Below are 22,517 nucleotides of genomic sequence, written 5' to 3'. Positions count from 1 at the left end.
GTGTAAAAAATAATTTACTGGTGTACCAAGGTACATAAATACTTTTAATTCTAATTAGATAAATCTAGATGAGCTATATTAGTTTTTCATATATAAGCATTGGTTGGCAGTGATCTAAATACAGATGGTGTGTGACATAGAGTAGCTCTATGAGATGAGAGGATTTTTTATATCATAATTTACATAAAATTTATTATCATTTATCCGGTCGTAATTTCTCTTAGTGACAAAGTTGTATTATATACTTTTGCAGATGAAAGACATTTACTATGAAATGCGTCATAGTTGATATCGAAGTAAATAAGTTTCAAGTTTTTTTAAGAAAATACCAAGATTTGGTATGTATAGACAGAAAGTAGAGGTGTAACTGTGAGCGATGAAAGTCTTTCAGAAGTTGAGGTGGAAGAAGCTATAACCTCTGAAGATAGAAATTTTTTAAGCAAATCAGATCAAAAACTAACCAGGGCATGGTTGAAGCCATTATTCTTAGGTACTGGTTTAGGAATTGCGATCGCCTTGGTTGGGATGAGTGTATTAAATCGTTTTCCATCCCGTCAACAAAGCACAGTAGCGGATAAAAAAGTTAACCCAGCGATGACAGTTACTATCGCCACAGTAGAATCCGCCCGTGTTGTCCGTACCCTGAAAACTACTGGGACTGTAGCCGCGAGTGATTTAATTCCGGTGCTACCGCAAACAAACGGTTTACAAATTAAAAGCATCCCCGCAAACGTCAAAGAAGGAGCTTTTGTCAAACAAGGTCAAGTGTTGGCGGTGTTGGATGGTTCCATACTGCAAAACCAAATTAGCCAAGCAAAAGCAGATGTGGAATCGAAACAAGCAGACGTGGCATCCAAACAAGCCGATTTGGTATCCAAGCAGGCAGATTTGCTATCAAATAAAGCAATAGTCCAGCAAAGACAAGCCGATTTAGCTCAAGCTAAGGCGAGGTTGGAGGAAGCAGCCAAGAATTATCAGCGCTATCAACAACTTGCTGACTCTGGGACGATTAGCAAACAAGAACTTGATACTCGTTCCTACAATGTGAAAACTGCCATAGAAGTTGTGAACCTGTCCCAAGAAAATGTGCGTAGTGCCCAGGCTAATATTGGCAGTGCCCAAGCCAATATTAATAACGCCCAAGCGATCATTAACAAAGCCAAAGCCGATGTCAAGAGCAGTGCTGCTAAGGTGCAACAACTGCAAACTCAGTTGGGACAAACTGTAGTACGTGCGCCGGTTTCGGGAGTAATCGCCGAGAAACTGGCTAGAGTCGGTGATGTCACTGGTGTACCGCCGCAAACTCAGGTGGGAACTGTGATTGGTGGCGCACAAAAACTATTTTCGATTATCCGAGATGAAAAGCTAGAACTTCAGGCGAAGGTGCCTGAAACTCAACTAACTCAGGTGAAAATTGGCGCATCGGTGCAAGTTACTTCTGATGTCGATCGGCGGGTGCGATCGCAGGGACGAGTCAGAGACATACAACCACAGGTGAACGATCAAAGACGGGAGGCGACAGTGAAAATTGACTTGCCGCCAACAACTTTACTTAAACCAGGAATGTTTGCTAGTGCTGCAATTACTACTGACTCAGGGATGAGAATGGTAGTGCCACAAAAAGCAGTGCAATCCCAAGCTGACGCAAGTGTAATTGTATTCATCTTATCGAGTGAAAATACAGCCCGCAGCCAGAAAGTAGAGTTAGGAGATCCTGGCAATAACGACACAGTGGAAATCAAGAGTGGGTTACAGTTAGGCGATCGCGTTGTAGTTGATGGTGCAGGTTATCTCAAAGATGGCGATCGGGTTCGAGTTGCAAATTGAAGGAAATAGGGAAAAATAACCAATACTTCTCTACGAGAGGCTGCACCAACGGCTTCTCTACAAGACGCTACGCGTAGCTTGCTTCCCCGGAGGGGTACGCTCAGTACAAGTGACTAATGACAAATCTAAAATCTAAAATCCCAAATCTAAAATTTCCTAATGTCTTTTAATATCTCAGCCTGGTCGATTAAAAAACCTGTTCCCACAATAGTTTTATTTTTAATTTTGACGGTTGTCGGTTGGTTCTCATTCATATCCTTGGGGATTGATACTAACCCAAATATTGATGTACCAACAGTTTCGATCAAAGTTACCCAACCAGGTGCAGGCCCAGCAGAACTAGAATCCCAAGTGACGAAAAAAATTGAAGATGCTGTGGCGGGGTTGGGCAATATCGATTACATGATTTCCACCGTTAGCGATGGGAATTCTAAGACGACAATCAATTTTGTTTTGGGTACAGATAGCGATCGCGCCACCAATGATGTTCGGAATGCGATCGCTCAAATTCGTCAAGATTTACCCCAAGACATTAACGATCCAATTGTGGAACGCCTAGAATTTTCCGGCGGCCCGGTGATTACCTACGCAGTTAAATCAGACCGACGTTCTGTAGAAGAATTAAGCAATATCGTAGACCAAACTATTAGCCGCGCCTTATTGGGAGTTCGTGGTGTAGCACAAATTCAGCGCGTGGGTGGCGTTGACCGAGAAATTCGCATTAATCTTAATCCAGATCGCTTACAATCTTTAGCGATTACCGCCACTCAGGTAAACGACCAAATCCGTGCTTTGAACATTAACTTACCTGGCGGACGTGCCGAAGTCGGTGGTAGCGAACAAAGTATCCGCACACTTGGAAGTGCCGCCAGTGTAGATATTTTGAAAACTTATGAAATCCTCCTACCACAAGGTGGTTCCGTACCTTTATCCAGCCTGGGAACCGTAGAAGATAAATTTGGTGACGTGCGCCAAGCTGCCAGTTTAAATAATCAACCCGTGGTCGCTTTCCAAGTCTTGCGTAGTACTGGCAGCGTTCTAGTAACTGTGGAAGAAGGAGTGAAAGCAGCAGTCAAACAACTGGAAAAAACTCTTCCTCCAGATGTCAAGCTGGATTTAATTTTTACTAGAGCCGATATTGTCCGTCAATCTTACCAAAGCACCATTGATGAGTTAATTCAAGCTTCAGTGTTGGCGGTCATTGTTATTTTAGTGTTTTTGCGGGACTGGCGAGCAACATTAATTACGGCTGTTGCCTTACCCCTATCAATAATTCCCACCTTCGCAGTGCAGCAAGCCCTTGGTTACACCCTCAACAACATGACTTTATTGGCATTAGCGCTGGCAGTGGGCAACTTGGTAGATGATGCCGTTGTGGAAATTGAAAATATGGAACGGCATATCGCTATGGGCAAGTCAGCTTGGGAAGCGGCTTTTGAGTCTTCCGACGAAGTAGGATTAGCGGTAATCGCAAGTTCAGCAACGATTATTGCAGTGTTTTTGCCCGTTGCCTTTATGGGTGGGATTCCGGGGCAATTTTTTCAACCATTTGGCGTTACCGTTGCCGTTTCCACAATTTTCTCAACTCTTGTCGCGCGGATGGTTACGCCGATGATGGGGGCGTATCTTTTAAAGGAGAAGGAGGGGCAGGGGGGCAGGGGGGCAGAGGGGCAGAGGGGAGTAATAAAAATTTTTAATTTTAAATTTACACTTCCAGGTGGCGGGAAGGGAAGTAGAAAACTTGGAGATGAAAAGCGTCAAGGGTTTCAACCTTATAGATCGCTTTTACAGTGGGCGTTACGCCATAGATTGACAACAATAGCGATCGCCTTAGCTTTTTTTATTGCCAGTGCAATGCTGGTTCCTTTAATTCCCAAGGGTTTTGTTGATGATGGCGATTTTGGAATTTCTAACGTAGCTATAGAATTACCTCCTGGTTCTACATTACAAGACGTTAACAAGGTAGTCACACAAACGACTGACATTATCCGCCAAAACCCAGTAGTAGAACGTGTACTAGCAACAGAAGAGATCAATTCTGCCAGCCTTGCGATTAATCTCAAACCTAGAGAAGAACGAAATATTTCCCAAAAACAGTTTGAGGAACAAGTGCGTCCTTCCTTTGAGCAAATACCAGGAGCGAGAATTAGTTTTCAAAGTCAGTCACCGGGTGACAGTCGCAAAGGTTTATCAATTGTCCTCAGAAGTGAAAATCCCGAAGCATTAAATCAAGCTGCTGATGCCCTAGAAAAACAGATGCGATCACTAGCCGGATTGGTAGAAGTGGCTTCGACTGCAAGTTTAGTTAAACCAGAGATTTTGGTAATTCCTAACCCGCAACGGGCGGCAGATTTAGGGGTGACAGTGCAAGCAATCGCTCGTACTGCGTCTCTTGCCACCATCGGCGATAATGATGCCAACTTGGCGAAATTTAATTTAAGCGATCGCCAAATCCCGATTCGTGTGCAAATTGATCCGCAAGCGCGGGCTGACATTAACACAATCACAAATCTGCAAGTCCCTAGTCAAGATGGTAGATTAATTCCCCTCATAGCAGTAGCAGATATCCGCTTTGGTAGCGGCCCTGCTACCATTAACCGTTACGATCGCGCCCGTCAAGTCGCTGTAGAAGCCAATTTGCAAGGGCTTTCTTTAGGAGAGGCAGTCCAGACAATCAACCAACTACCTGCAATGCAAAACTTACCGCCAGGAGTAGTACAGCAACCATCAGGCAGTGCCAAAATTATGCAAGATATTTTCGGTCGCTTTGGCGGTGCGTTGGGGCTAGCATTAATGTGTATTTATGCAATTCTGGTACTGCTGTATAACAACTTTCTTCATCCATTATCGATTATGGCAGCCTTACCCTTTTGTTTAGGCGGCGCATTAGTAGCATTGATGGTTGCTCAAAAACCTTTGGGAATATATGCCCTGATTGGTATCGTGTTGCTGTTGGGAATTGTCACCAAAAACTCAATTTTGTTAGTTGACTATACCATTATCAATATGCAAGAAGGTAAAACCCAACGTCAGGCACTTGTTGAATCAGGTGTGTCACGTCTACGCCCGATTATGATGACTTCTCTGGCAACGATCGCAGGTATTCTGCCTTTAGCATTAGGAATTGGTGCGGGTTCTGAAGTTCGCCAACCGATGGGAATTGCCATTATGGGCGGTTTTACAACTTCTACTTTGTTGACACTGGTGGTAGTACCAGTGATTTTTAGCTACATCGACAATTTTCAAACTTGGATTATGGATACATTGCGCTATGGCTTTGGTAAAAAACCATCGCGCCCATAATGCCTTTTCAAGTTTGGATTTTATAATGCTTATCGGCTGAGTTCAATACAAACCTAACCCCCAGCCCCTTCCCTGCTAGTGTTGGGGAGTAAGACTCAAAGCCTCTCTCCTTTTAGGAGAGAGGTTTGGAGAGAGGTCAAACTGTATTGCTTCCATTTGAAAACTACTATAGATTATTTAATTCAAAATCTAAAATTTAAAATCTAAAATTATTCCGTCTCTCTGCCTGTTGTGCGATCGCATTTACCCCTGGGAATCATAACAAACAGATTCACCTGAGTAAATAACCAATGGCTTACCAAAACATCACCGCCTCCCTTTCCCCAGCAGATATCCAGGAAATTAAAGCAGCCTTCGCGACTATCCAAGCAAAAATGCCTTTTCTCGTTACCCTGAGTGTAGAAGAACGACGCAAGTTATTTAAGATGGGCGATAAAAGACTCGCTTTTGTCAACACTAGCCTGATTGCTGCCCAGTCTAACAAGGAAATCTTACCAGCCAGCTTTGATTTAGATGAGTTTATTCGGGATTATCAACTAGCCGCTAACCTCACCGAACTATTGATTGGACTGCGACAACTGACAGAACAAGTAGATGATACCCTAATGGCAGTCGGTAGCGAAGCAATGGGTAGCAGCTTGACAGTTTATGATTACGTCAAGACAGCTGCTAAGAAAACTCCAGGGTTAAAAACTATAGCTGAACAATTAGGCGATCGCTTTAAGGCTATAAAAAGTAAACCTGCCAAAGCTGCATCTGATTCATAGTCTGTAAATATTGCCAGATGCACCAGAAAAGTTCAAGGGGAAAGGTTAAAGGGAGATGTAATTCCTTTTTCTTTTCCCCTTTCTGTTTTCTCAACTTCTGCAAGAGTCTCATGATTTGCAAAACAAAGTGTATTTTTTCGTGAATGACTTGAATTTGATAGGTGATATCGTGTCCGCTTAAAAGACCTCTCCCCGGTTTTACTACGCAAAACTTGTCCCTCTCCGAGTCGGAGAGGGACAGACTTGAACTTTAGATCAAGGCAGGGAGAGGTTTTTTAAACTCACGGTGAATGAATATTAAAGCTTTGTCGTTGAATATCAAAGATTCAGCGATGAATATCAAAGATTCAGCGATGAATATCAAACATTCGTCGTTGAATATCAAAGCTTCGTCGTTGAATATCAAAGATTCAGCGATGAATATCAAACATTCGTCGTTGAATATCAAAGCTTCGTCGTTGAATATCAAACATTCGTCGCTGAATATCAAAGCTTCGGCGATGAATATCAAACATTCGTCAATGAGTCTTTAATACTCGTCCACAAGTATTAAAGGCTCTCAATCAGGAATTAGGAATTGCAAGGTTGTTATTATACTTTTAGCCGCGTGTAATTTGCCTCCTTGCCCCCAATTATGCTCATCACACCCCGCCAAAACAGCAAGCTTTCCCTCTTTTTCCTTTTCTGTTTCACCCTACACTAACTTTCCTCCTCTCTCTACCTTGGGTAAACGCCGATTAGTGCAAAACTCGCTTTCATCGATATGATCGAGTGAGTAACTAGGAGCTAATCTGAGAAATGCCTAACCCGCTATACGATCAAGATTTGCAATTATGGATTGAGCAAACCATTCAACAGTTACAAAATCATGAATTTGAGGCGTTGGATATTGAGCATTTGATTGAGGAGCTAGTTGATTTGGGCAAAGCAGAGAAAAATGCGCTCAAAAGCAATCTGACAATTTTGTTAGCACATTTACTCAAGTTACGCGTTCAGTATGATGTACCTGATAGCATGAAAGGAAGCTGGTATAGCTCAATACTTGAACATCGTCAGCGAGTTCTGAATAATTTAGCAGATACTCCTTCTCTAAAAAGTTTTCTGGTAGAGGCAGTGGAAAAAGCCTACCCAGATGCTCGCAAGCTAGGCATTAAAGAAGGTAAGTTGGCTAAGTTTGGGATTCGGGTACCCCAAGAAAATGAGTATCCCACCGTTTGTCCTTTTTCCATTGAGCAGATTTTAGATGAAGATTTTTACGGGCTGTAGAGGATTGCTCCTGCTGTCATATTGCTTTACATCTAGATAGATAGACAGCTTGACCGAAAGGTTCTACAATCTGACTGATTGCGGTAAATTTACCTATTGCCCAATCCATATAAGCATAGTAAAGATTTTCTAGTGATTCCGTTTGATTGCAGAAGCACTAAATTAATATAGGAAAGTCTTTGAGTAAAGGGCAGCAGAGAAATGGATGTAAAGCTGATTCTAGCTGGATTAACAGTTATATTTACGATTTCGTGCTTATTTTTCGGCACGAAAAACGGGTTCTATGATTCAGATAACTATCATGGCAATGGCTCCGCACATTGAGATAAATCTGTAAACGCTCGATCGACTTCCCCGAGGGTGAGTTGGCTAAGAGCGCTCAAAACTTGTAAAGGGAAAAGAAACCAGAGGCAAACTGCTGTAGCTCCTAGTTTGATAGCTTCTCGTTAGCCCACCTTTCCGAACCAGTGCGGGTTCGGTGCAGGCGTCCTCCCCAATCCAAAATCCGTATTCTCAGGGTGTAGGGGCGCACGATAAAACTTACCCCTAAGTCACAAAACCAAAATTTGTGTAACTTTTGGCTTTTGGGATATGTCCATGATGATCAGGTTTGAGGGGAGGAGAGCATGAGGGATAATCTGTCGGCATCCTCTCGCGTAGATGCTGGGGAAGCGGGTAGCGAATTAGAATGTTTGCCCTATAGTGTCCAGCATGACAATGAGGGCGTGTGTTTATTGGTGAAAATGGGGCCACACCGCATTCTGTTGGACTGTGGTTTGGATGATATTTCATCGCTGGCTAACGGGCTTACTAAATCGGGACGTGGAACTAGTTCGCCCCTACCAGCAGATTTAGTTTTGATTAGTCATGCTCACCCAGATCATGCTAAAGGCTTACTGGCGCTGCATAAAACTTTTCCCAAGTTACCTATTTATGGTAGTGAAGTAACTAGCAAGTTATTACCGCTGAATTGGGTAGACGAAGATCCGAAGGAAATTTCCCAATTTTGCCATGCTTTGCCATTGCGATCGCCTGTGGAATTTCAAGATGGTTTGGTAGCAGAATTATTTCCCGCAGGGCATTTACCAGGGGCAGTAGCAATTCTCCTGACCTATACCACCCAGCAGCGTACTTACAAGCTACTGTATACAGGGGACTTTTTCTTATCGAACTCCCGACTAGTAGAAGGTTTGCGTTTAGAGGAATTGCGGGGCTTAGATTTGGATGTGCTAATCATTGAAGGTAGTTATGGCACATCCCGTCATCCTCACCGCCGCAACCAAGAAAATCAACTAGCCGAGCGAATTAATCGCGCGATCGCTGACCATTGTTCTGTAATTCTTCCCACGCCGGCTTTAGGATTGGGTCAAGAATTATTAATGCTCTTGCGATCGCATCACCACTTCACTGGACGAGATTTAGATATTTGGGTAGATGGTGCTGTCGCTACTGGGTGTGATGCCTACCTTGAACTGCTACCGCATCTCCCCCCATCGGTACAGAACTTCGCCCGCCATCAACCTTTATTTTGGGATGAACGGGTACGTCCTCGCGTGCGTCGTCTACAAGCAGAACATCGTCCCAGTGTGGGCAAGTCACCTTGTATTGTCCTCACCGATTCAACATCTGATTTAGGCGAACATTGCCAATTAGACACTGGGCCCTGGCTGATTCTCCTACCAGAAAAAATTGATATAAAACTTAACAAAGAATATTTAGCACCCAGCACTGTCGAAAGCTATCTTTTAGCTCAACATAGTGATGGCCCTGGTACTACGCAGCTAATTCATAATTTGCGACCCCAGCACGTGATTTTTGTCCACGGTTCCCCTGCCTACTTGGCAGACTTGACGAGCTTAGAAGAGTTACAAAATCGCTACCATATACATTCCCCGGCAGCTGATACCTTAGTAGAACTGCCCATCGGCGACACATTTTTACAGCCGGCAGCTCCAGAGACTAACTACGAAGGCGAACTGACAGAGTTAGGAACAATAATTACAATCACCCTACCCAATGTGATTACTGCCGATCCGCGTTGGCGGCAATTTGCCGATACTGGTTTAATCGAAGCTCGTTGGCAAGGGGAGGAACTAGTATTAAGGGGATTGTCTCAACGAGAACTACTCAACCAAAATAGCGATCGCTATACATGGACAGACGTAGACTGTTGTGGTACTTGCCGACATCAAAGGGGGCAGCGGTGTTGGAACCCAGCTTCCCCGTTGTATAACTTTAAGGTAACTCTCGAAGGTTACTGTCCTGCCTTTGAAGGTTTATCTAGTCCTGAGTCCTGAGTTCTGAGTCCTGAGTTAGGATTTATTACTCAGCACTCGATACTCAGTACTCAGCACTGATTATTTATTCTGGGTTCGAGTCAGTGTAACGGTTGTGAATGCGCTCTGCTTCGGGACAATCTTCAGTCATCAGAGGTTCTACATTACCGCGTGGTACTGAAGCCAATTTTTGCGTTACAGCACCAATGCTCTCGAGGCGAACCATTTCTTCCCAAGAACAAACTTCGTCCTCTTCTTCTGTTTCATAGCGTAGGGTCACTAAATCTCCCTCTATGTCTATGATGCGGGCGCGTTCAATCCAGCGTTGCTGGTCCCGCAAGAAAACACATACCTCGCGCCCATCGCAACAGAGTTGATAAATCTTGCGGTGTAGCATGTACTGTTTCTGCCTTTTTAAACAACGTAGTTAAACCTGTAAAAATCTGGGTTCTACCCCATTACATTACACCTTTAAGAGGTTAATTTCACTGTTCAGAACAAGTACGCTTCATAACCCAATCCTAACATTTGCTTCTAGTTGTCAAAATACCAGGATAATGTTGGGTCATAAATCAATGGTTGCTCCAGCAATGAACTCAGTCTCTCTCCGGCTTATTCTAGGGAATGTCTGCTTCTATGGAAGTCAAACAATTCGGTACCTGTCCTAACCAGGTTTATATTTCTTGGTGAGTCATTCTTACCATTATGTAATAAAGAATACTCCAAAACAATCGTTGATTGCGGTTGTTTAACTTGCCTACTTTTAATCATTGGCATTACTGGGAAGTCCGGGGACTTGGCTTTACTTTTACCCACTTGTATCTGATCTTAACTCATTCTCTTGCTGACCTTGATGCTTTTCAACAACAACAGCCAAATAGTTTTGAGTTTTTCAGGTTTTTGCCTGAAAAAAGGCAACAGCGTAAGGGAAGAGGTAGAGGGAAAAGACCATGAGAAAATTCTACTCCAGAAGTCTCAGGAGGATTTATGTGGTAAAGGAAATTCTATAAGCACGTTCGACGAGGATGCTTCTCGTTTAATTTTTCCTGCGCGAACTGCATCGTATAGAGCTGCTAGGTCTGGCAAATCCTCTGACTGATAGCATTTAGTGGCTAGCACCTGCTGGAGTAAACCCTCAGATTCAACACTAAGATATCCGGTTTGGAAAGCAGATGCAATAATTGTGCGAATCATCTTAATTAGGGCAGAGTGAGCAAACTATTAGGTCTAGTGTGGAACATTTTCCTCTATTACTAATTGATATGAAACATTAATACTGTGTGATTAGTATTACGCTTAATCGGTGATTTACATCACAATATGATTTTTCTATACTCCATCTATTAATATACAGAGATAAAAAAGAATAGGAATTTTCAGCATCAATATTGAAAATCTGAATGTTTTAACAAAATTAAAATACAATAATCAATTTTTTCGACAAGCATCCACAAAGTCCAATCAAACATCAGGAATCAAGCAAAAAACTGGCGGAAATCTTCATCTTTTTGACTTAATTGCACCCAGTCTAAGTTTAAAGACTGGAATTTTTGCGCCAAGCGATCGCAAGCCGGACGTTCGGTAGCATAATGTCCAGCATCGATTAAAATGAGATTGCGGTCGCGGCTTTCTTGAAACTGATGAAACTTACAGTCAGAAGTCAGATAAGCTTGGGCACCTGTTTTGGCAACGGCTGAAATGTAACTAGCCCCCGAACCACCCAAAACAGCAACTCGTGAAATTGTTTGCTGTAAATCAGCAGTCGGGGAAAAAATCAAATTAGGGGGAGCGAGTCGGGTTTGAATAGTTGCAAGTAATTCCTGTAATGTCATAAATGGCTCTAGCAAACCAACACGGCCATATCCTAATCCTCCTTGTGTAAGTACTATGGGAGCAACTTCTTTGAGTTCTAAAATCTGAGCCAAAACGTCAGCAGTCCCATCTTGCACTTGGTCAAAATTCGTGTGAGCAGTGTAAATACCAATATTGTGGGTAAAGGCTAACCGTACCATTTGTGCGATCGCTTCACCAGTGCGTAAAGATTTGAGGGGATTAAAAATTAAGGGGTGATGGGCGAATATCAGATTAGCATTTTCTGCGATCGCTTCCTCCATTACCGCTAAAGTCGGTGTCAAGCACACCAAAACTCGTGCTTTTTCCTGCAAGACTCCTGGTTCAATTTGCCACCCACAATTATCCCAGCTTTCACACCAAGCGGGATTCGCCCATGCTTCAAACCAAGTAATTAAATCAGCAATTTTCATAATTATTTTCTTCAGCAATTTTTCATTGCTTCTCAGCGTCTCTGTGGTTGAATATTTAATTTTAATGCTAATTGCTGGCGCATTTCTTGAAAAGGTTTGTTCCACACAGGGCTAGCATTCCAGTTCCATGCCGCTACTGGAATAAGTTCTTCTTCAGCAAGACAAGTTAGCAGACGGTATTCATCTTCTGGTTCACGAGAAAAGGTAAAGGGGTTGCGGTAGCCCGTCTCACACAGTTTATAAGATACGACCTGACCATGATTAATACGTTGTAAAAGTTCCTTACCTTTTACGAGCAAATAATCCAAAAATACCAGACTAAAAGGTTCTATATGTGCGCGTTTTTGCGGTTCTTTTTGTACCCATCTTGCCCAGTCAAATCCATAGATAAAATCATGAACATAACGGAAGCGTATTTCCGTGTGATTTCCGAACATCTCTGTTAGACAAACCATCTTTTCACCAAAAATCTTTAAAAATGCAATAGCACCCTCCTCTGCATTTAAAGCCTGCCTAAGCATACTACTTACTAAAAAATCGAAATCCCAGAAGATGTTTTCTGGGAAGTTTTGTAACTGAGTACGGACTATGCTTTCGAGAGTTGCTTGAATAGTTGTGAGGATTTGAATGTCGGTCTTTTGTTCCGCAATCAAATTTCCCAATTCTGCAAAGCTGGTAATTAATGTTTTTTGAGGACTAAGTGACAATAATTTAACAGACTGCTGGGCAAGGATTTCATCAATAAGTTGAAAAGTATTAGTTGGTGTTAATTCTTGCTTCATAGTAATAGTAATAGCCCAGACAGCTTACACTAAATATTAGTGTATATCGGTATAAGCGGATTATTTAATAATCACAAATAAACTTAACTTTTGGATTTACAAATATACACGAATTATCTAATGCATATCTGGTTAGTTTTGCATCAATAATTGTGATTAAAAATTTATCAAGGCGATATTCATTTAATGCATATTACCGTGACTTTAGGAGATTATATCCAAAAGGTAGACAGTATAACCAGAGTATTCAAACTCTACAAAACCACACCTTCAAGAAAACTTGAGAATCGGCTATGCAGAAATGTGAACAACCAATTCTCTGGAATGACTGTGCTGGCGGTGCTCCCAAACATAAATTCCCTGCCAAGTTCCCAGTACTAAGTGACCACGATTAATGGGGATATGTTCAGAAGTGTGGGTGAGTGCAGTACGGATATGTGCTGGCATATCATCGGGACCTTCTGCATCGTGGATGTATTTGCCTGATTCTGGGACGAGTTTTACCATAAAATTAGCTAGATCCACTAGAACATCAGGATCGGCATTTTCTTGGATAACTAAACTGGCTGAAGTATGGCGCAAAAATAAAGTACAAAGACCAGTTTCAACACCCGATTCGGCAACTATAGCTTCAATTTTCGTAGTGATGTTTTGAAAAGATTTGCCCCTAGTAGAAATTTTGAGTAACTTTTGATAGTGAGTCATCTGAAATACTGAGATTGAGGTTATTATAACCATATTAAACAACTTGTTCTTGCGATCGCCACACTACTCAACTATTATTAAAATTGGCATCTAATCAAAATATCGTGTCCACGCTCAAAATTAATAGCCCACCCAACGTTTAAATTTGATATCTCCTCTATACAAACAACGTTGGAAGTCAAAGCATCTTTTTACAAAAATAATACGTCCTTCTACGCTGTTATGCCAATAAGGATCCTTTTTAAAGAATTCTCGCTCAATCTAATATTTTTTCTGTAATACCTCAAGTCTGCTTTAGGATTGAGTATATTTTTCGCTATCTCAATCACTGTTAAGCTTTTGCGCTTCGCACCGCAGCCTAGTCTAAAGTCCAGTATAATTAATATCTACCTATAAGATTTTTTTGCTTCAAGCGCCGAGTTTGACGAGGGTTTTATGAATATATTTGCCGACAATCCAGCAAACTATTATGATTTATTATTTCAATATATTTACACTGAGTACCACGATGAGGTTGTTAGAGCTCTGTTTCCTATAATTAGAGACTCTAATAATATCCTAGAGATAGGAGTAGGTACAGGTCTAGTAGCAGAAAGAGTCTTAAAACTAAAACCGAATTGTAACTTAACAGGAATTGATATTTCTAAACAAATGTTAGATGTAGCAAAAAAACGACTGGGAAATAAAATTAAATTAGTCGAATCTGATGTTCTTAATATGCAACTAGAAGAGAGTTTTGATCTAGCTTATTCAAATAGTGGCGTTTGGTTTTTTTTAGATACAAATACCGACAATGAATACTTACTATGTAGTAGTATTAATAGTATTGAAAATAATGTAATAGCATTAAGGCGTGTCGCTGAACATCTCAAAATGAATGGTCTATTGGTTCTGAGCGCTCAAGGTATGCATATAGATAGGGTAGAGAAATTACCAGGAGATATAATCCATCAGGTCAAAGTTTCAAAAACAGATACAGGCGTTAAGAAGCAGTATCTCTGGATCAGAGAAAACAATGGTGAAATAATCAGCGATACAACTGCTGATTTGTTAATTCTTGATAGCAATAAAACAAAAGAATTGATGGAGCAGTCTGGATTTGAACAGATTGGCATAGAAGGGAATAAAAAACTTATGAAAAACTTTTTACTGTCAAAGTTTCATATTTACCAGAAACGTTAACAAATAATTGTTTTGTCAAAAACCTGCAAACACAGCAATTTGTGAAATTTATTCAGCGCTCAGAGCAAACTCACCTAAATAATGACGAATGGCTACGCATTAGTCATATCTTTTTTAATAAAAGAGTGAAAATTTATAAAGTAGATATAGCAGTAGTTTTAGTAATTGAAGTCAAGAATTGAGAAGTAGGTAATTTGGGTAAAAGCCAGGGCGAATGCATTTAAATATAGATTATAGCAACTTTTAGGATTATTTATATTCTTTTGAAATCTTTTTTAGTTTTTATTACTAAAAAAGATGCGTTTGCCCTGGGGATAAGTTTTGTTAGTAATTAGCCAATCTCATCTATTCTGAGGAATATTATCTACTATCTTTTAATCTGGCAATAATTGATAACAGCTTGAGCTATAGTTTCATTACCATCCTTAGCAATTGGTTGAGATTGCCTTGGAGGTTGGGGTAACTCATGGAGAAAATTCCAAGTTCCTTGAAAAAACTCAGATGGGGTGATGATTTGATGCTGATTATAATTAGTTATGCCTTCTACTATAAAAGTTGCTTCGGCAAAGTCTTCACGCGGTATGGTGACAATTGGTACTCCTAGTATCGTGGCTTCCGAAAAAGTACTATAACCAGGTTTAGAGACGACTCGCCCACAAATAGGCATAAAATCTACAGGGCGGTATTTGCGGTCATTAATTTTCACTAAATTAGGTAAATCAGGGGCAGATTGATCGAATACTATAAATTGCCAATCTGGAAATCGCTCTAGGTTATCATAAGGAATTTCCTGTAAACCCAACCCACCAAAGGTCAACAAAATAGTTTTTTCGACTGGTGCAGTTATTCCCCAAAGAAAACGTAAATCATTAATAGAATGACGGGGGGAACCGCCTGTTAAGCCGACATCGGTGATATTATTAAAAGCTGGCATTGATTCGTGGAAAGGGAGACGAAACAAGCGATCGCACTTTGAATACCAATCACTAATCCAATCTGCAACTGCTGTAAATTCACCTCCCCAATCTCGGTAAATAAAGTCCCAGCCAAAATTACTCATCATCCAGCAGGGAATATTTGCACCTTTGGCAAACCCAGGAGCGAGGAAGGGAATATCTGCCAAAATAAGATTAACGCGATTTTGACGGATAAAATTCACTTCTGAAGCTATCAGCGAATTTTGATGCTTTTTAATATCCAGCAACTTTTCTAAAGTCGCTACTTTATCCATAGTCAAACTATCCGTTTGCACCACACCCAAATCAAATGCACGAGGACGATAAATAAAATCGCCTTCTATATAGCACTCTAGCAACCAGCGTGGGGCAGTACTCACCACAATTAGCAGAACTTCTGGACATAATTTTTGAATTGTTGCAGCTACAGAAGCCGTGCGGGTAGCATGACCAAAGCCGTGGTTAGTTATCGCTAAGTATAAGATTGGGCGTTCCATTTTTAAATTAGGAGTTAGGAATTAGGAATTAGGAGTTAGAAGTTAAAATCATAATTTCCAGACTTCTAACTCCTAATTTTTAATTAATTTTGCAAAAACTTTGAATCGCCTCAATCAATAAGTCGATTTCCGATTCTAAAGTAAAGTAATGAACGGTAACACGTATACAGCTAGGATCGGCAATTGTCCGAGTTAATATCCTTTGTGAATCCAAAAATTTTACCAACTTCAAATTAGCTTGAGGTTGATTATTTTCAAGTTTAAAGGAGACTATACCGCTTTCAGGTGGGGAAGTTCGCAAACATTTAATATCGGGTAAGTCCGTCAATTGTCGCCAGAGATACTCACTGTTATGGCAAATTTGCTCGTAACGTTTCTGTGACGTTCCCCATTGTTGATGAATTGCGATCGCTTCCTTTAACCCAAGATACAACGGATAAGCTAATGTAGACACTTCGTATCGCCGCCCATCTGGAAGCCAATCCACAGGCTGAGATTGACTATCTACAACAACACCATTCAAGCCAATAAACGTAGGTTTCAGGCTTTCTCGTGCTTCTGGGCGGACATACAAGCCACCAGCACCCGCAGGCCCACATAACCATTTATGACCAGTGAAAGCATAAAAATCTACTCCCAATTCAGTCAAGTTTAAAGGTAATAAACCAGCAGATTGAGCAGCATCTATCAGTAAAAAAGAGTGATTACTTTTGCATATCTCGACAATTTTGTCAAGAGGTAAAACTTGACCAGTATTCCAGAAAACATGACTCAAGATCACAAGACGGGTATTGGGACGCAAATGCTGGACAATAACTTCTACCGGATCGCCCTCATTTAAAGTTGCTTTTAGAGGACAGGTAGTAACTTGCACAGCGAATCTCCGTGAGATTTCCTGGGCTGTGGCAATTACGCCTGGATGTTCGCAGTCTGAGAGTAGGAGATGGTCGCCAGCACGCCATTCAATGCCCCACATGGCGATATTACAGCCAATTGTGACATTTTGCGTGAGAGTAATTGTTTCAGATGGTGCATTTAACTCCGAAGCGATCGCAACTCTAGCAGCTTGAGTCTGAGGCGCTATCCAGCTAAACGCCTCATTACCAAAGGGGCCTATTTCCTGAACATAAGCTTGAGTTTGGGCGATGGCATCCATTGCCCTTTGGGGCATCGGCCCTTGTCCCCCATAATTGAAATAAGTCTTATTCGCTAAAGCCGGAAATTGCTCTCGATGCAGCTTGATTGATGATGCAGAAATACTAGTCATAAGTCACAAGGGATATCTGCTATTTGCAGGCTATTGATATTCAGAAGTATTTGCACTTTGTGGTAGAAGCAATGAAATTAATTTAAGCCTTCGCTGCTAAACTTCATCTCGTCATCACTAACGATAAATGTTCTGTAACTTTATGTGCTAAATGTTGGGCTGTTTGAGAAGTAATCAAATGGTGTTTGAACTCTGATACATGATGCCACGGATTAGCCTTACGATCTTGATCGGACTCGTAACGGGGGAAGAAATGCCATTATGCTGTTTACCCACTCAGTGCTGAGTACTGAGTGCTGAGTAAATTTAAGAAGTACTCAGTACTTCCGCACTACGGTAAAAGCCTTGCCCCTTATAGGCAGTCTTTCAACTCAGCACGGGCTAAACGCCCCGCTTCCGCTAACAGCACTTGGAACTCAGCACTCTTCATGCCAATAGCTAGCTGTTGACAGTATAAAATAAACAGCAAATTAAGCGTAAACGCGTTAGCGTAGCCCACCGTTTGCGTAGCGTCTGTCTATGACACGCTGCGCGAACGCAGAAAAGGTATCGCCACTTCCAGATTTTAATTGCCAGAGTTACTGCCAGATTGTGCTAATTCTTGTTAACTTAAAAGGATGCTAATTAATGCTGAACTCTTACTGCAATACCAACGCTGTAAACGCCGACCTTTTCTAGATATCCACGGTGACAAAAGTCAGCGCGATGCTCCCAATGAGTTGCTACGGAAACTGCAACAGGACAAAATCGCTCATCAGTTGAGTGTTTTAACAAACGTGACTTATCACCAACCAGATTATTCTTATGGAAACTGGGAAAAGGCAGAGAAAGCAACTTTAGAATTGATGCAGCGTGGGGTTGAGTACATCTATAAAGGAGTACTGTTAGCAAATTATTCTGAAGCAGATACCCTGCTAAGTCGTCCAGACTTACTCGTGAAACAACCGGGGCAATCCGATTTTGGAGATTGGATCTACATTCCGGCAAGTATTGAACTGGGTAAGCGTCCTAAGCAAGAATATCAGGTTGTCGCTGCATTTCATGTCCAAGTGTTGGCATCAGTACAGGGAGTTGCACCTGAAACAGCTTCGCTTATATTGCGAAGTAAAAATACAAATTATACAGTGGATCTGTTTAAATGGATGCCACGGATGCAGCAGATTCTAGAGGAGTTTATTCAAGTTTTAGAGTCGCCGAATCCGCCAGAGGTGTTTATTTCTCGCCAAAAGTGCAATTTTTGCCATTGGTATAGTGAATGTTATGCGATCGCTCAATCTGAAAAACATCTCTCCCTGCTACCAGGTGTAACACCACTGCGCTACACTCAACTCCAAGCCTTAGACATTACCACACTGGAATCTCTTGCTAACACCAGTCCCAGCAGCTTAGAAAATCTACTTGGTTTTGACAGCCAAGTAGCTCCCAAATTGGTAGTGCAAGCTCAATCTGCACTAGAAAAACGACCTCTAATTTTACCCTACCCGCTACCAACAGAAGATATTACATTTACAGCGCCCATAGAGCTTTATTTTGATATTGAAGCCCAGCCAGACTTAGATTTAGATTATCTCTTAGGGGTTTTGGTCGTTAATAGACAAGCTAATACAGAACAATTTTATTCCTTTTTAGCAGATAAACCAGAAGACGAAGAATTAGTTTGGCAGCAATTTTTGGATTTGGTTTGGCAATATCCCGAAGCGCCAATTTATCATTTTTGTGTCTACGAGTTTGATACAGTTAAACGGTTGGCAAAACTTTACGGCACTCCACATTCCTTAGTGCGTCCTGTACTGAATCGATTTGTGGATGTGTATGAGCAATTAACCCAAAGTGTAGCATTACCCGTAGAAAGCTATGCCTTGAAAGCGATCGCTCGTTGGATAGGATTTGAGTGGCGTGATAAAGAAGCCAGTGGTGCTAAGTGTATTTACTGGTATGATCAATGGTTAGAAACAGGCGATCACACCTTACTAGAAATTATCCAACGCTACAACGAAGATGACTGCCGCGCCACTCATAAAGTTAAAGATTGGCTTGTGAACTTTTTTCAAGATGAATATGATTTACAATCAGCTTAAGTAATTTCTTCTTTTTTAAAGGTTTTCAAATTCAAAATACGTCTTGGAAAGTCCAATTAAAAGGAACATTCACTCAAACTTTCTAGAGAATTAAAAATTAATAAAACCTGATTGAGTCAGGATTTACAGGTTTTTAGCTGTCAGATTGTTTATTTAATTGATATTATTTGTAGGGACGTAAAGTTATACGCCCCTACAAATATTGATTGAACGAAAAAATATATGCAGCTAATTAAAAAAATCTTCGTACTTCCACGAATATTTTTCTTTTTAATTACAATTACAATTATTAGCATTATATTCACAAACTTAGCATCAAATGGTATTGAAATAAGTAGCATAGAATTTATTGGCGAAGCTACCTTACCGAAAGGTTTAATCTTTCAAAATACTGAAGTAGGAGGCTTATCTGGAATTACATATAATTCCAAAAATAACCTTTATTACGCTATTTCCGATGAGCGTGGGCAAAAAGCTGCCACCCATTTATTCACTTTAAAAATCGATTTGAGTAAAGGTTTACTAGAAAAAGGCGGAATTATTCCACTCAGTGTTACTACGTTATTAAATGAAAATGGTAAAATATTCCGCCCTGGTGAAACTGATACAGAAGGTATTGCATTAACTAATAAAGCAACTGTGTTTGTTTCTTCTGAAGGCGATGCTGCAAAATTAATTAATCCTTTCATTAAAGAGTTCTCGCTATCTTCTGGAAGAGAAATTGCAAGACTCCCCATCCCAAATAAATTTTTGCCAGATAAAACTAGTCAACAAGGTATCCGCAACAATTTAGCTTTTGAAAGCCTCACCATCACACCCGATAACAAGCATCTATTCACAGCCACCGAAAATGCTCTAATTCAAGACGGTGTTGCAGCTAAACCTAATATCGGTAGTCCTTGCCGAATTTTGCAATACAACTTGCTCAACAAGCAACCCGAAAAGGAATTTCTTTACCAAACTGAATCAGTTACACCATTTTTGAATCTAATTGGCAAATTCGCTAGTGGATTACCTGATTTACTCGCTCTCGATAATCAAGGACACTTCTTAAGTTTAGAAAGGTCTTTTACTGGTTTAGGATTTGCTATTTCCCTGTTTCAGGTTTCCTTAGAGGGAGGCAATGATATTCATAATATTGATAGCCTTTTAGCAGTTGACTCCAAAAATATTAAACCAGTTAAGAAAAAGCTACTGTTAGATTTGAGAAAACTAGATGTACTGCTAGATAACATCGAAGGCTTAACTCTTGGCCCAAAACTACCGGATGGTCAACAATCATTAATTCTCATCAGCGATAATAATTTTAACTCCCTGCAACGCACCCAAATACTAGCCTTTAAAATTAAAATTGAAAATCCACTAATTAGATTATTACGCCGTTTACTGTCGAATATTAACTTTTAACTGTACAGAGTTAAAAGGGCATTCGCGGCTTGAGTGCTATTTAGTTATTTATGATTATTCCTGTGTATTCACGGAATCTGCTAAGTAAGTTTATCTAGCTTATTTATAGTTTACGTGTAATTTCTCAACCGTAGTCCTTAATAAATATGTTACACAATGTTTAGCAACTTTTGCAGAGAGCTTAAGCATATTTACAGTATATAATTAATTTTCTCCCAAGTCGGATATTTCTTAGATTTAAATTTAATAATTAGCTAGACTTAATTAAAGTATTTTGCCAATAACATTTTTTTATAAATGATTTTTATGCCAGAAAATAAAATTGAGAGTATGGTAGGGCAAAAAGCAGAATTAGACGATTACATCGGACAATTTTTAAACAATCGATATTTAATCAGAGATTTGATTGGCAAAGGGGGGATGGGTAGAGTTTATTTAGCAGAAGATACTGCTAAAGGCGGTATGCCAATCGCAATCAAAATCTTATCACTTAGTTTGGCAAACCAACAAATGTCCCAGCGTTTTGCCAGAGAGATTTTTATTGGCGCTCAATTGGGCCGTAAAAGTAAGCATATTGTTCGCATTTTAAGTTATGGGGTTACTGAGGATAAAACTCCATTTTATGTAATGGAATACCTCCAAGGGAAAAATCTCAAACAAATTCTGAAAATTCAGCCCTTAACAATATCGAAGTTTTTAGAAATTTGTAATCAAATTTGTTTAGGTTTACAATGTGCCCACCAAGGCATCAGTCTTAAAGGAGAGATTTATCCTATTGTTCACAGAGATATTAAACCAGAAAATATATTTATTGCTGAAGATAGTAAAAAAGGTGAAATTGTTAAAATCCTAGATTTTGGTATTGCCAAGTTTTTAACAGAACGAAGTGGGATGACCCTAACAGATTCTTTTATTGGCAGTTTGCCTTACTGTTCTCCAGAACATATGGAAGGACGTAAACTGCTAGATGTCCGCTCTGATATTTATAGTTTGGGAGTACTAATGTTTGAGATGCTAACAGGGAAACACCCATTTCAAACAAAAAGTAACTCCTTTGGTACTTGGTATCAAGCCCATCGCTTTCAAATGCCACCTACAGTTGAAGAAGTAAATCCGCAAGTTAAAATACCGGAAATATTAGAAAAAATATTGATGAGTTGTTTAGCTAAAGAAGTAAGCGATCGCCCTCAGAATATCAACCAAATATTAGAAGATTTAGAAAAAGTTAATAATCAAGTTAATAATGTTATTTATAACAATAGTACCGACATTGTTAAAGTCTCAGTTCCAGTCCAATTAGTACCAGCCACTTTATTATCAGAAAAAGAGTGTTTGCAGAAAACTTGGCCTAAGAATAAACCAATTGCACCAATTGGATTTCCTCATTTATTACAGACTCATCAAAGACCTATACCAACTTTTTGGGCAATGTTGCCCAAACAAGAGATTGCAAAATTTTTGGATAAAATATATGGTACTGAATTTATTACTAAAATGAGTGTATACCCAATGTTACTGTGGGTAACAGTACTATTTGATAGTCAACCTTCTACAACTAAGTGGCTACCTTATTTTCTGGATCTAAAAGATAAGAAAGGTGAAAATATAGCACGTAGTTTAGCAGAAGTAGGTTACTATCATTTACTATTTTTCACCCTAGAGGATCCAACTCATTGCTCTCATGTAACAACTTTAAACCTCACGGCTAAACAGCGCCAACAACTTGTAGATTGGTTAGATATGAGTCAACAGTCAAATGAATTAATTTTGCCTAGTCAAGCCAAAAATATTCTAAAAGCAGAGTACGAAAAGCTGAAGTTAGAGATATTACGAAACTTAGCCACACATCAAAAATCTGAGACAGAAGGTTTAAAAACTTGGATGAATAAATTCTTGGAAATGTTTTTAAAACTTCTATTACGTCATTGAAATTATACTAT

18 protein-coding genes are annotated in these 22,517 nt (G+C 40.2%); 10 read left to right on the top strand and 8 right to left on the bottom strand.

What is annotated here, in order from left to right:
• Positions 1-369: 369 nt before the first annotated feature.
• From RMY27_RS19080 to RMY27_RS19055, 6 genes are all read left to right on the top strand, one after another.
• Positions 370-1,827 (top strand): efflux RND transporter periplasmic adaptor subunit, encoded by a 1,458-nt coding sequence (locus RMY27_RS19080; RefSeq protein ID WP_322665852.1) that lies wholly within the window; start codon positions 370-372, stop codon positions 1,825-1,827.
• Between the two features lie 159 nt (positions 1,828-1,986).
• Positions 1,987-5,130 carry an efflux RND transporter permease subunit gene (locus RMY27_RS19075; protein ID WP_322665851.1) on the top strand — a complete coding sequence of 1,048 codons (3,144 nt, stop codon included), beginning with the start codon at positions 1,987-1,989 and terminating at the stop codon, positions 5,128-5,130.
• 290 nt (positions 5,131-5,420) lie between these two features.
• Entirely contained in the window at positions 5,421-5,897 is a 477-nt protein-coding gene (locus RMY27_RS19070) for a hypothetical protein (RefSeq protein ID WP_322665850.1), read from the top strand.
• A 290-nt stretch (positions 5,898-6,187) separates the two neighbouring features.
• Positions 6,188-6,430 (top strand): hypothetical protein, encoded by a 243-nt coding sequence (locus RMY27_RS19065; RefSeq protein WP_322665849.1) that lies wholly within the window; start codon positions 6,188-6,190, stop codon positions 6,428-6,430.
• 265 nt (positions 6,431-6,695) lie between these two features.
• Positions 6,696-7,163: a DUF29 domain-containing protein gene (locus RMY27_RS19060; protein WP_322665848.1), complete on the top strand. Its 468-nt coding sequence runs from the start codon at positions 6,696-6,698 to the stop codon at positions 7,161-7,163.
• Between the two features lie 626 nt (positions 7,164-7,789).
• Entirely contained in the window at positions 7,790-9,460 is a 1,671-nt protein-coding gene (locus RMY27_RS19055; protein ID WP_322665846.1) for an MBL fold metallo-hydrolase, read from the top strand.
• Between the two features lie 64 nt (positions 9,461-9,524).
• Here RMY27_RS19055 and RMY27_RS19050 read toward each other — a convergent pair whose 3' ends face one another.
• The 5 genes from RMY27_RS19050 to RMY27_RS19030 all read right to left on the bottom strand — a co-directional run bounded on the left by RMY27_RS19050 (position 9,525) and on the right by RMY27_RS19030 (position 13,190).
• On the bottom strand, positions 9,525-9,836 hold the full coding sequence (locus RMY27_RS19050; RefSeq protein WP_012408115.1) for a DUF6679 family protein: 312 nt from the start codon (positions 9,834-9,836) through the stop codon (positions 9,525-9,527).
• Positions 9,837-10,414: 578 nt separating this feature from the next.
• Entirely contained in the window at positions 10,415-10,633 is a 219-nt protein-coding gene (locus RMY27_RS19045; RefSeq protein WP_104904795.1) for a hypothetical protein, read from the bottom strand.
• 281 nt (positions 10,634-10,914) lie between these two features.
• A complete protein-coding gene (locus RMY27_RS19040; RefSeq protein ID WP_322665843.1) occupies positions 10,915-11,703 on the bottom strand; it encodes a Nif3-like dinuclear metal center hexameric protein in 789 nt (262 codons plus the stop codon).
• Positions 11,704-11,735: 32 nt separating this feature from the next.
• A complete protein-coding gene (locus tag RMY27_RS19035) occupies positions 11,736-12,485 on the bottom strand; it encodes a hypothetical protein (protein WP_322665841.1) in 750 nt (249 codons plus the stop codon).
• Between the two features lie 291 nt (positions 12,486-12,776).
• Positions 12,777-13,190, bottom strand: a complete 414-nt coding sequence (locus RMY27_RS19030) for a secondary thiamine-phosphate synthase enzyme YjbQ (protein WP_322665839.1) — start codon at positions 13,188-13,190, stop codon at positions 12,777-12,779.
• A 435-nt stretch (positions 13,191-13,625) separates the two neighbouring features.
• Between RMY27_RS19030 and RMY27_RS19025 the strand changes: the two genes are divergently transcribed.
• Positions 13,626-14,372 (top strand): class I SAM-dependent methyltransferase, encoded by a 747-nt coding sequence (locus RMY27_RS19025; RefSeq protein ID WP_322665837.1) that lies wholly within the window; start codon positions 13,626-13,628, stop codon positions 14,370-14,372.
• Positions 14,373-14,739: 367 nt separating this feature from the next.
• Here the strand turns inward: RMY27_RS19025 and RMY27_RS19020 are convergent, their stop codons facing one another.
• The 3 genes from RMY27_RS19020 to RMY27_RS19010 form a co-directional block, all read right to left on the bottom strand.
• Entirely contained in the window at positions 14,740-15,825 is a 1,086-nt protein-coding gene (locus tag RMY27_RS19020) for a glycosyl transferase (protein ID WP_322665835.1), read from the bottom strand.
• Positions 15,826-15,904: 79 nt separating this feature from the next.
• Positions 15,905-17,092, bottom strand: a complete 1,188-nt coding sequence (locus RMY27_RS19015) for an aminotransferase class V-fold PLP-dependent enzyme (protein ID WP_322665833.1) — start codon at positions 17,090-17,092, stop codon at positions 15,905-15,907.
• A gap of 352 nt (positions 17,093-17,444) precedes the next feature.
• Complete coding sequence (locus tag RMY27_RS19010; protein ID WP_322665831.1) at positions 17,445-17,591, bottom strand: hypothetical protein; 147 nt, start codon at positions 17,589-17,591, stop codon at positions 17,445-17,447.
• Between the two features lie 118 nt (positions 17,592-17,709).
• Between RMY27_RS19010 and RMY27_RS19005 the strand changes: the two genes are divergently transcribed.
• The 3 genes from RMY27_RS19005 to RMY27_RS18995 all read left to right on the top strand — a co-directional run bounded on the left by RMY27_RS19005 (position 17,710) and on the right by RMY27_RS18995 (position 22,506).
• A complete protein-coding gene (locus RMY27_RS19005; RefSeq protein WP_322665829.1) occupies positions 17,710-19,170 on the top strand; it encodes a TM0106 family RecB-like putative nuclease in 1,461 nt (486 codons plus the stop codon).
• A gap of 222 nt (positions 19,171-19,392) precedes the next feature.
• The gene (locus RMY27_RS19000; protein WP_322665827.1) at positions 19,393-20,577 is read left to right on the top strand and encodes an esterase-like activity of phytase family protein; all 1,185 of its coding nucleotides are present in this window, start codon (positions 19,393-19,395) and stop codon (positions 20,575-20,577) included.
• Positions 20,578-20,883: 306 nt separating this feature from the next.
• Positions 20,884-22,506, top strand: coding sequence for a serine/threonine-protein kinase (locus RMY27_RS18995; protein ID WP_322665825.1), 1,623 nt, complete (start codon positions 20,884-20,886; stop codon positions 22,504-22,506).
• The last annotated feature ends 11 nt before the right edge of the window (positions 22,507-22,517 follow it).

Source organism: Nostoc sp. DedQUE09 (genome assembly GCF_034530915.1).
In the GTDB taxonomy this organism is placed as follows: Bacteria; Cyanobacteriota; Cyanobacteriia; order Cyanobacteriales; family Nostocaceae; genus Nostoc.
The sequence above is the reverse complement of the archived record's forward strand: the minus strand, read 5'-3'. Positions and strand labels throughout refer to the sequence as shown.

Bases quoted from the DNA above. Each gene is read 5' to 3' on its own strand.
- RMY27_RS19025 (WP_322665837.1), top strand. From the start codon at position 13,626: ATGAATATATTTGCCGACAATCCAGCAAACTATTATGATTTATTATTT.
- RMY27_RS19000 (WP_322665827.1), top strand. From the start codon at position 19,393: ATGCAGCTAATTAAAAAAATCTTCGTACTTCCACGAATATTTTTCTTT.
- RMY27_RS19070 (WP_322665850.1), top strand. From the start codon at position 5,421: ATGGCTTACCAAAACATCACCGCCTCCCTTTCCCCAGCAGATATCCAG.
- RMY27_RS18995 (WP_322665825.1), top strand. From the start codon at position 20,884: ATGCCAGAAAATAAAATTGAGAGTATGGTAGGGCAAAAAGCAGAATTA.
- RMY27_RS19040 (WP_322665843.1), bottom strand. From the start codon at position 11,703: ATGAAAATTGCTGATTTAATTACTTGGTTTGAAGCATGGGCGAATCCC.
- RMY27_RS19055 (WP_322665846.1), top strand. From the start codon at position 7,790: ATGAGGGATAATCTGTCGGCATCCTCTCGCGTAGATGCTGGGGAAGCG.
- RMY27_RS19050 (WP_012408115.1), bottom strand. From the start codon at position 9,836: ATGCTACACCGCAAGATTTATCAACTCTGTTGCGATGGGCGCGAGGTA.
- RMY27_RS19075 (WP_322665851.1), top strand. From the start codon at position 1,987: ATGTCTTTTAATATCTCAGCCTGGTCGATTAAAAAACCTGTTCCCACA.
- RMY27_RS19065 (WP_322665849.1), top strand. From the start codon at position 6,188: ATGAATATTAAAGCTTTGTCGTTGAATATCAAAGATTCAGCGATGAAT.
- RMY27_RS19045 (WP_104904795.1), bottom strand. From the start codon at position 10,633: ATGATTCGCACAATTATTGCATCTGCTTTCCAAACCGGATATCTTAGT.
- RMY27_RS19020 (WP_322665835.1), bottom strand. From the start codon at position 15,825: ATGGAACGCCCAATCTTATACTTAGCGATAACTAACCACGGCTTTGGT.
- RMY27_RS19030 (WP_322665839.1), bottom strand. From the start codon at position 13,190: ATGACTCACTATCAAAAGTTACTCAAAATTTCTACTAGGGGCAAATCT.
- RMY27_RS19015 (WP_322665833.1), bottom strand. From the start codon at position 17,092: ATGACTAGTATTTCTGCATCATCAATCAAGCTGCATCGAGAGCAATTT.
- RMY27_RS19005 (WP_322665829.1), top strand. From the start codon at position 17,710: ATGCTAATTAATGCTGAACTCTTACTGCAATACCAACGCTGTAAACGC.
- RMY27_RS19060 (WP_322665848.1), top strand. From the start codon at position 6,696: ATGCCTAACCCGCTATACGATCAAGATTTGCAATTATGGATTGAGCAA.
- RMY27_RS19035 (WP_322665841.1), bottom strand. From the start codon at position 12,485: ATGAAGCAAGAATTAACACCAACTAATACTTTTCAACTTATTGATGAA.